The following is an 8,858-nucleotide window of genomic DNA, read 5'->3' as shown; positions in this document are numbered from 1 at the left end:
GTCGATGCGATCGCCCACCAACTCCGCGACACCGGCGGCGCCGACGGCCGCACCCTCGACCAACTCCGCTCCGATGTGGCACTGGACCTGCTGGCGGGCAAGGACTTCGAACACGCCAAGATCACCGTTCAGGTCACCCTGCCCGCCCGGGCCGCGTTGGGGGTCGACAACACCCCCGGACACCTCGTCGGCTACGGCGACATCTCGGCCCAGCAGGCCGTCGACCTCGCCTACCAGACCGACGCGACCTGGCGGCGGATCCTGACCGAACCCGCGACCGGCCGCGTCCTGGATGTGGGGCGGCGCCGCTACACCCCACCCGCCGCGTTGCGCGACCACATCCAGGCCGCCATGCCGACCTGCACGGGGCCGGGTTGTGTACGCCCCGCCGTGCAGTGCGACCTGGACCACCGCGAGCCGTTCCCCACGGGGCCGACCGACGAACACAACGTGCACCCGGCGTGTCGTCCGCACCACCGCGCGAAGTCCTTCGGCGGCTGGAAGATCATCAAACGCGGCGGGATCTTGCAATGGATCTCACCGTGCGGGTTCCGCTACCCCCACCACCCCGAGCCCCTCACCCACCCCGAACCAGCACCCCCACCATTCTGACCTGACGAGCTGTTGATCTACAGGCAGCGAACCCACAAGCGGTGCGTGTCAAGATGTTGAGGCTGGTTGGCCAGGGATTCATTGAGTCAATCGTCGGCTCCTGTACGGAGTTGGGGCCCGCGGCCACGAGCACAGGCTTGACCCCCGCTTGGCCGGCGACCGGCCGGCTCCCGGGTGCCAACCCACCCGCAACAAGGCACCCTTACCGACCTTGCTCAGATCCTCGAACCCGGCTGTCCACAATGGTCTGATGGTGGTCGGAAGCCGGTCACGCAGGTGCTGGAGCTGCCGCACACCCATGAACAGGTCCGGCCACCGGCCCGAAAGTTTCGGAAACATGTCCGACGCTGTCGTCGGGATCTTTTCTTGACCCTGCAGCACATCTCGCTATAGCTTAGAAAACACCTGATTGCCGTCCGAAAGTTTCGGAAGGTACGCCAGCGCTGGCGGGGAGGTCGGCCCCATGGACCGAAGATCGTCGATACTCAACGTGGCCGGTGTCGTGGCCCTCGTGGTCGCCCTCCTGTCGGTGTTGGTCGCCATCGGCGAGCCCGTGGCGAAGGAGGTCCCGGCCTCGTCGGGCGCGCGTGGGCACTGGGTCAACACCTGGGTGGCGATGCCGCAGCTCACCGAGCCCAACAACATGCCGCCACCGCCGTTCACCGGCGAGAGCGGCGTGCTGGTGGACAGCACGCTGCGGCAGACGGTCCACATGTCGGTCGGTGGCCAGCGGATGCGGCTGCGGTTCTCCAACGCGTTCGGCGGCACGGCGCTGCCGATCACCGCGGTCACGGTGGCACTGCCGGCGGGCGGGCAGGCCGGAGTAACCGCGATCCGTCCGGGCTCCGCCCGGCAGGTGACGTTCAACGGCAGGCCCTCGGTGGTCGTTCCGGTCGGCGCGCAGATGGTGTCCGATCCGCTGGACCTCACGTTGGCGGCCCGGGCCAACCTCACCGTCACCGTCTACCTCGCCGAGGGCCAGGCATCCCTCGACATCACCTCGCATCCCGGGTCGAGGACGACCTCCTACCTGGCGACCGGCAACCACGTCGAGGCCCTGGACCTGGCCGGCGCGACCCGCACCGACCACTGGTACTTCCTGAGCGGCGTGGAGGTGTGGGCCGGGGGTGGCACCGCCGGGGTGGTCATGCTGGGCGACTCCCTGACCGACGGGCGCGGCTCCACCACCAACATGAACAACCGCTGGCCCGACCAGCTGCTCGACCGGTTGCAGAGTGACCGGCACACGGCCGGCATCGCCGTCCTGAACCAGGCGGCCGGCGGCAACCGCGTGCTCAACGACGGCCTCGGCCCCAACGCGCTCGCCCGGCTGGACCGCGACGTCCTTGCGCAGAGCGGCGTCCGGTGGCTGATCGTGTTCGAGGGCGTCAACGACATCGGCACCGCCGAGGCAACCGAAGCCGCCCAGAAGCAGGTCGCCGACGACCTGGTCGCCGCGTACGAGCAGATCATCGTCCGCGCGCACGCCCAGGGCATCCGCGTCTACGGCGCGACGCTGCTGCCGTTCGGCGGCAACGCCGGCTACGACGACCCGGCCGGGCACCGCGAGGCGGCGCGGCAGGCGGTGAACCGGTGGATCCGCGCCAGCCACGGATTCGACGCCGTGCTCGACCTCGACGCCGCCGTCCGCGATCCGGCCGACCCCCGGCGGCTCCTCCCCGCCGCCGACGAGGGCGATCACCTCCACCTCAACCCGACCGGCTACCGCATGCTCGCCGACGCCGTCCCCACCCGGCTGTTCCGCTGACCCGACAGGAGATCCGCGTGCGCGCCACGCCCGCCAGAAGCCTGCTCGCTCCCCTGCTCGTGCTCGGCTCGCTGGTCGCCTCCGCCGGCCCGGCGGACGCGGGGAGCCGGGAGCCCACCACGGAGATCGTCGACTCGACCGGTCAGGACGGCCTGACCGGTGCCCTCACCTTCGACGACGGACCCGACCCGGCCAACACGCCGCGGCTGCTCGACCTGCTGCTGGCCCAGGGCCACACCGCGGTCTTCTGCCTGTGGGGCGAGCACGCCCGCCGGTACCCCGACCTGGTGCGGCGGATCGTGGCCGACGGCCACGTGCTCTGCAACCACTCGATGAACCACCAGGACCTCGGCACCTGGACCCCGGACCAGATCAGGGCCGACCTGCTGAACACGAACGCGGCGATCCGAGCCGCCGTGCCACAGGCCGACATCCGGTACTTCTGCGCCCCGTACGGCTCGTGGGGGCAGACGCCGGCGGTGGCGGCCGAGCTGGGCATGCAACCGCTGGGCTGGCGGCTGGCCGTCGGCGACTGGGAGCCGCCCGGCACCGACGAGCTCGTCCGGCGGCTGCTCGAGGGCATCACCCCGGGCGCGGTGGTGCTCCTGCACGACGGCGGCGGCGACCGAGGCCAGACCGTCGACGCCGTGGCCCGGGTCGTGCCCGAGCTGCGTGCCGCCGGCTGGCGGTTCACCCTCCCCGCCCGGCCCGGGAGTCGCCATGTCGAGTCGTAGACCGGCACCGCTGACGGCCGTCCTGGCCGCCGCGGTGGTCCTGCTCGCCACCTGGCTGGCCGGCGGCGTGGCCACCGGCCAGGACCCCGGCACACACCCGCCCGCCGCCCGGTCGAGCTGGGTCGGCACCTGGGCGGACGTGCCCACCGCGACGCCGGCTACCGCCACCCCGACGATGGCCGACGAGACCGTCCGCCAGGTCGTGCACACCAGCATCGGCGGCGACCAGCTGCGGTTGCGGCTCACCAACGAGTTCGGCGACCGGCCGCTGCGGACCGGCGAGGTGCACGTGGCCCGCCGAGCCGGAACGTCCGGCACCGACATCGTCCCGGCGACCGACCGCACGGTCACGTTCGGCGGGCACCGGTCGGCCACCGTGCCCGCGGGCGCACCGATGCTCAGCGACGCGGTCCGGCTCGCGGTCCCGGCCCGGTCCGACCTCGTCGTGAGCATCTACCTGCCCGACCCCACGCCGGTGACGAGCCTGCACGCCTTCGCCTACCAGGACAACGTGATCGCCGCCGGGAACGTCACCGGCGCGCGGACCGTCACCGCGACGAGCACGGTCGCCCAGTGGTACTTCCTGTCCGGAGTCAGCGTGCGCACCTCCGACCGGGACGCCGGCGCGGTCGTCGCGCTCGGCGACTCGATCACCAACGGGTTCGAGACCGAGCCCAACGCCAACCACCGCTGGCCCGACCTCCTCTCGAACCGCCTCCAGAGCGTGCCCGCGCTGCGGGATGTCGGCGTGCTCAACCTCGGGGTCGCGGGCAACCGGCTGTTGCACGACCCGAACCCGCCACCCGGCAGCGACGCGGAGAACTTCGCCGCCTTCTTCGGCCGCAGCGCCCTGGCCCGGTTCGACCGGGACGTGCTCGCCCAACCCGGTGCCCGGCACGTCGTGGTCCTGCTCGGCGTGAACGACCTCGGCCATCCCGGCACCACGGCACCACTGAGCGAGACCGTGACCGCCGAGGAGATCATCGCCGCGCACCGGCAGATCATCGCCCGCGCCCGCGCCGCGGGCCTCGATGTCTACGGCGGCACGATCCTGCCGTTCAAGGACGACACGCTCGGGTTCTACACCGAGGTGAACGAGGCCAAGCGGCAGGCGGTGAACGCCTGGATACGGACCAGCGGCGAGTACGACGCGGTCATCGACTTCGACGCCACGATGCGCGACCCGGCGGACCCGCGGCGGCTGCGCGCGGCCTACGACAGCGGCGACCACCTGCATCCCAACGACGCCGGCGCGGCCGCCATGGCCGCGACGGTCCCCCTCCACCTCTTCCGCTGAAGCCTCCCGCCGCTCGGGGTACCGGTGGGCCGTCGGCCCCGCTCGAGCTCGGGCGGGCCAGAGACAGCGGCGCACACGACGACGCTAGAGTGCGCCGGTGTTCCGTACCGCGTTCGCCACCGTGCTCGTCCTGCTGGGATGCCTGCTCGCCGGACCGGCGGTCGCGGCCTTCATCCTGGTCGGCGAGGTCACCGACCAGGACAGCTACCTCGAGGCGGTCACCCCGCTCGCCGACGACCCCGCCGTCCGAACGGCCGTCGCCGACCAACTCTCCGCCGCATTCAACGACAAGGTGCCCGAGGCCGCACGACAGCTCGTCGACGCCAGCATCACGAACTTCGTCGAGAGCGACCAGTTCCAGCCCGCATGGGTCAAGCTCAACACCGAGGTACACCCGCAGCTCCTCGCCCTGCTCCGGGACGAAGGCGGCAGGCTCGCCGTCGAGGGCGACGCGGTCGTGCTCGACCTCGGCGTGGTCGCCGCCGACGTGAAGGCCAGGTTCGCCGCCGACGGGGTGCCGCTCGCCGACCGGATCCCGGACATCGACTCGAAGGTCCAGGTGCTCTCCGGTTCCGCGGTCCGCCAGGCCGTCCCCGCGTTCGACCTCCTCGAGAAGCTCAGCGTCGCGCTCCCCATCGCCGCGATCATCCTCATCGCCCTCGGCCTGACCCTCTCCGCCCGCCGCGGCCAGACGCTGATCGTCACCGGTATCGGGCTGGTCGTCGTCATGCTGCTGGTCGTCCTCTTCGAGTGGCTCGCCCGCAGCCAGGTCACCGCCAAGAGCCCGTCGCCCGAGCTCGCCGGCCCCTTCTACGACGCCCTGACCAGCAAGGTCTCCATCGTGCTGTGGGTCGTGTGCGGCATCGGCGGCGTGTTCGTGATCATCGGCGCCATGCTCGCCCGTCGCGCGTCGACCGCGAGCTCCCAGCCGGCGGCCGACTACCGGGACCGCGGCTCGTACCGGAGGTGACCAGGCGCGAGCACGGTCAGACGAGGTCCTTGGTCCGGCGGGAGTCCGCGCGGCGCCGCGCGAGTGCCCGCATCAGGTAGCCGAGTGCGCCGAAGACGATCACCAGCACGATGTCGAAGACGTCGTTGTCGACCGGGTGCACGCCGACCAGCGCGCTCAGCACGGTGATCGGCGCGAAGATCGTGGCACGCACCCGCAGGATCTTCACGAACAGGCCGACCAGCGGGATGCTCATGATCAGTCCTTTTTGGATGGCCAGACGTTGGCGACGGTCGTGGGCCCCGCACCGCCCGGTGCCGCTCCTCGAGGTTGTGGAGGATCTCGCCGAGCCCGCGAGGGCGGTGTACTCCGGCGGGCCGAAGTCCAGCGCGAAGCCGGCCACCAGCGAGGCGAGCAGCGACAGGGCGATGATCGACACCGTGCCGCCGATGAGCGACCCGATGTCCAACTCCCATGGAGCATGGATTGATACCTTTTGCGCATTCCATGCTTCCGAGGGGTATCGAGCCATGCGAAACAAACCTTGGACAGGTATCGATCCACGTTCTTACATGACTCCATGACCACCGCCGCTGTTCTCGACCGGATCACCTCGGTGACCCTCTCGTCCGTGACGCTGCCCCTGCCGGCCGGCATCAGCGACGCCAAGGTGCTCACCGGCCGGCAGCGGCCGATGACCGAGGTCGCCTTCCTCTTCGCCGAGATCACCACCGCGGCCGGCCTGGACGGCATCGGCTTCAGCTACGCCAAGCGCGCGGGCGGCCCGGCCCAGTTCGCGCACGCCCGTGAGGTCGCGCCCGACCTCATCGGCGAGGACCCGAGCGACATCGGCAGGCTGTGGACCAAGCTCGTCTGGGCGGGCGCGTCCGTGGGCCGCAGCGGCGCGGCGACGCAGGCACTGGCGGCCGTCGACGTCGCGCTGTGGGACCTCAAGGCCAAGCGGGCCGGCCTGCCGCTGGCCAAGCTGCTCGGCGCGCACCGCGACTCGGTGCGCTGCTACAACACGTCCGGGGGCTTCCTGCACGAGCCGGTCGAGCAGGTACGGGACAACGCCACCCGCACGCTGGAGTCCGGCGTCGGCGGGATCAAGATCAAGGTCGGCCAGCCCGACTGGCGCGAGGACCTGCGCAGGGTCGCCGCCGTCCGCGCGCACATCGGCGACGACGTGCCGCTGATGGTCGACGCGAACCAGCAGTGGGACCGGTCCACCGCGATGCGCGTGAGCCAGGCGCTCGAGGAGTTCGGGCTGGTCTGGATCGAGGAGCCGCTCGACGCCTACGACGCCGAGGGGCACGCGGACCTCGCGCGCACGCTGACCACCGCGGTCGCCTCCGGGGAGATGCTCTCCAGCGTCGCCGAGCACTACGAGCTGATCCGGCACCGAGCCGTCGACATCCTGCAGCCCGACGCCCCGCGCATCGGCGGCATCACCCAGTTCCTCAAGCTCGCCACCTTGGCCGACCACGCGAACCTGCAGCTGGCGCCGCACTTCGCCATGGAGATCCACGTGCACCTCGCGGCGGCGTACCCGCACGAGCCGTGGGTGGAGCACTTCGACTGGCTGTACCCGCTGTTCGACGAGCGCCTCGAGACCAGCGGCGGGCGTATGCACCTGTCCGCGCGTCCCGGTCTGGGCATCACGCTCAGCGAGCAGGCCAGGGCGTGGACGGTCGACACGGTCACCGTCGGGTGAACTCGGTCCTCATCGGCTTCGGCGCTCTGGTGGTGGTCATCGCCGTCGGGTGGGTCGCGGGCCGCGCTCGGGTCCTCGGCGACGGCGCGGCCGGTGTGCTGCCCCGGCTGTCGTACTTCGTGGCCACGCCCGCATTGCTCCTGCTCACGCTCGCCGACGCCGACCCGGGGGTGCTCCTGCGGGCGCGCTACGAGGCGCTGCGGGACCACCCGCTCTTCGCCGGCATCGAGTACACCGTCGACCGGTCCGTGCTCGCGGACCGGCTGCCGCTGGTGTTCGCCGACCGGCCCGCCACCGAGCCGGTGGCCGTCACCCGCTCGCACCGGGGAACCGACGTCGACTTCGGCGTGCTCACCCGCCGGCTGCTGGCGGCCATGGCGAAGCAGGGCGCCGTCGTGCGGCTGGGTCAGGAGGTGCGGTCGCTGCGCCGCGTCGGCGACCGGTGGCATGTGGACGTTCGCGACGGCGCGCCGCTGCGGGCCCGCCGTGCCGATCGGCGACATCCCGGCCTTCGTCGAGCGGACCGACGCGGCGCTGCGCGCGGCCGTGCCGGGATCCGGATCGTGACCTACGGCCACGTGGGCGACGGAAACCTGCACTACAACCTCAGCAAGCCAGTGGGCGGCGACGATGCCGCGTTCCTGGCCAGGGCGGACGAGCTGTCGAGGATCGCCCACGACGCGACCGCCGGCTTCGCGGGCAGCATCAGCGCCGAGCACGGTATCGGCCAGTCCAAACGCGACACCATCGCCGGCTACAAGTCGGCGGTCGAGCTGGACCTGATGCGAGACGTGAAGCATCTGCTGGACCCGGCGGGCCTGCTGAACCCCGGCAAGGTCCTGCCCGGGCGCGACGAGACGTGACGGTCGCGTGCGGCGGGTCGCATCCACACCGGCCAAGACAAGGCCTACTGATCCCGCGCCAACCGTGCGCCGACGCGGCCAGGTACGACAAGCTCGCCGTCCGCTACGAAGCCGCTGTGCTTTCCGAGCAACCCGGTTGACTCTACGTTCGGTAGCAGTTGCTGGCCGGTGTCGACACGCCGATGGTGTTGGGGTGCAACGGAAAGACGCAGAACCCCCGGTACGAAGCGGTCCTTCCACGGATCAACGTCGCCAGGGGTTCCGCGCTCGATGAGCGTCACCTACACCGCCACGTTGCCGGTACGCGACCAGACCGTGCTGTCCGTCTCCACCCTGCTGCAGGCGGAACGTGTGCGGCGGGGTACCCCGTGCTGATCCTGCGGTGGTTCCTCGATGGCTCGCGGGTGACCCGGTTCGCGGTGGACAACGCGACTTAGAAGTCCACCGGGCAAGACTATCTGCACCCAGGTGATCACCGCCTCGATGGCTGGCCACTGTGGACCTCCGAGGTACGTCCGGACCGCGAGCACGACACACCGTGCTACGGGACCACGACGAGATCCTGCCCGCCTTCGCCACCTGGATCGCGGAGAACTGCCCGCGCTCGATGACCTGGGCTACGATCATCCACCGCGACAGACTGTTACGCGGAAAGGCTCACTGTCACCATCGCCGCAGTAACAGACCCTGGTCGGCGAACACCGTGGGTGTGCGCCGACCCGATGGGGTGAAACCCTTGCCGTGCAACGGAAAACGTGCCGCGGTTCGGGTAGAATCGACCACATGTGCGAACCACTCGATCTACCCGAAGACGCGCCGCGGGAGGCGGTGCCGGCGGCGATGGCCCGCGGGTTCGCGCGCGCGCCGTGGCGGGCCCAAGGACACGAACTGGAACAACTCGCCATCTTCGCGGCCGCCAGC

The 8,858-nt window shown here is 71.0% G+C and carries 7 protein-coding genes and 2 pseudogenes; 8 read left to right on the top strand and 1 reads right to left on the bottom strand.

The features are described 5' to 3' along the window. The 5 genes and pseudogenes from GEV28_RS40740 to GEV28_RS40720 all read left to right on the top strand — a co-directional run. Positions 1-612: pseudogene (locus GEV28_RS40740) on the top strand (hypothetical protein); the annotation flags it as partial. 463 nt (positions 613-1,075) lie between these two features. Further along, positions 1,076-2,380, top strand: a complete 1,305-nt coding sequence (locus tag GEV28_RS40735) for a GDSL-type esterase/lipase family protein (protein WP_291419501.1) — start codon at positions 1,076-1,078, stop codon at positions 2,378-2,380. 17 nt (positions 2,381-2,397) lie between these two features. Then, a complete protein-coding gene (locus GEV28_RS40730) occupies positions 2,398-3,114 on the top strand; it encodes a polysaccharide deacetylase family protein (protein ID WP_291419499.1) in 717 nt (238 codons plus the stop codon). After that, positions 3,101-4,411 (top strand): SGNH/GDSL hydrolase family protein, encoded by a 1,311-nt coding sequence (locus tag GEV28_RS40725; protein WP_291419497.1) that lies wholly within the window; start codon positions 3,101-3,103, stop codon positions 4,409-4,411. The genes GEV28_RS40730 and GEV28_RS40725 overlap by 14 nt, the downstream gene beginning before the upstream one ends. A 97-nt stretch (positions 4,412-4,508) precedes the next feature. Beyond that, positions 4,509-5,381 carry a hypothetical protein gene (locus tag GEV28_RS40720; protein WP_291419495.1) on the top strand — a complete coding sequence of 291 codons (873 nt, stop codon included), beginning with the start codon at positions 4,509-4,511 and terminating at the stop codon, positions 5,379-5,381. A gap of 16 nt (positions 5,382-5,397) precedes the next feature. On the opposite strand, the gene GEV28_RS40715 is transcribed toward GEV28_RS40720, so the two are convergent. Further along, positions 5,398-5,829, bottom strand: coding sequence for a tripartite tricarboxylate transporter permease (locus tag GEV28_RS40715; protein WP_291419494.1), 432 nt, complete (start codon positions 5,827-5,829; stop codon positions 5,398-5,400). 111 nt (positions 5,830-5,940) lie between these two features. Between GEV28_RS40715 and GEV28_RS40710 the strand changes: the two genes are divergently transcribed. From GEV28_RS40710 to GEV28_RS40700, 3 genes and pseudogenes are all read left to right on the top strand, one after another. Continuing rightward, positions 5,941-7,074 carry a mandelate racemase/muconate lactonizing enzyme family protein gene (locus GEV28_RS40710; RefSeq protein WP_291419492.1) on the top strand — a complete coding sequence of 378 codons (1,134 nt, stop codon included), beginning with the start codon at positions 5,941-5,943 and terminating at the stop codon, positions 7,072-7,074. Continuing rightward, a complete protein-coding gene (locus tag GEV28_RS40705) occupies positions 7,071-7,937 on the top strand; it encodes an FAD-linked oxidase C-terminal domain-containing protein (protein ID WP_291419490.1) in 867 nt (288 codons plus the stop codon). Before GEV28_RS40710 ends, GEV28_RS40705 begins: the two co-directional genes overlap by 4 nt. Before the next feature lie 270 nt (positions 7,938-8,207). Next, positions 8,208-8,505: pseudogene (locus tag GEV28_RS40700) on the top strand (hypothetical protein); the annotation flags it as partial. Positions 8,506-8,858: the final 353 nt, after the last annotated feature.

The organism is Actinophytocola sp., assembly GCF_009379765.1.
Classification (GTDB): domain Bacteria; phylum Actinomycetota; class Actinomycetes; order Mycobacteriales; family Pseudonocardiaceae; genus Actinophytocola.
This window is presented reverse-complemented; position numbering and strand designations above follow the sequence as displayed.

Coding starts and splice junctions, on each gene's coding strand:
- GEV28_RS40735 (WP_291419501.1), top strand. CDS start 1,076: ATGGACCGAAGATCGTCGATACTCAACGTGGCCGGTGTCGTGGCCCTC.
- GEV28_RS40725 (WP_291419497.1), top strand. CDS start 3,101: ATGTCGAGTCGTAGACCGGCACCGCTGACGGCCGTCCTGGCCGCCGCG.
- GEV28_RS40710 (WP_291419492.1), top strand. CDS start 5,941: ATGACCACCGCCGCTGTTCTCGACCGGATCACCTCGGTGACCCTCTCG.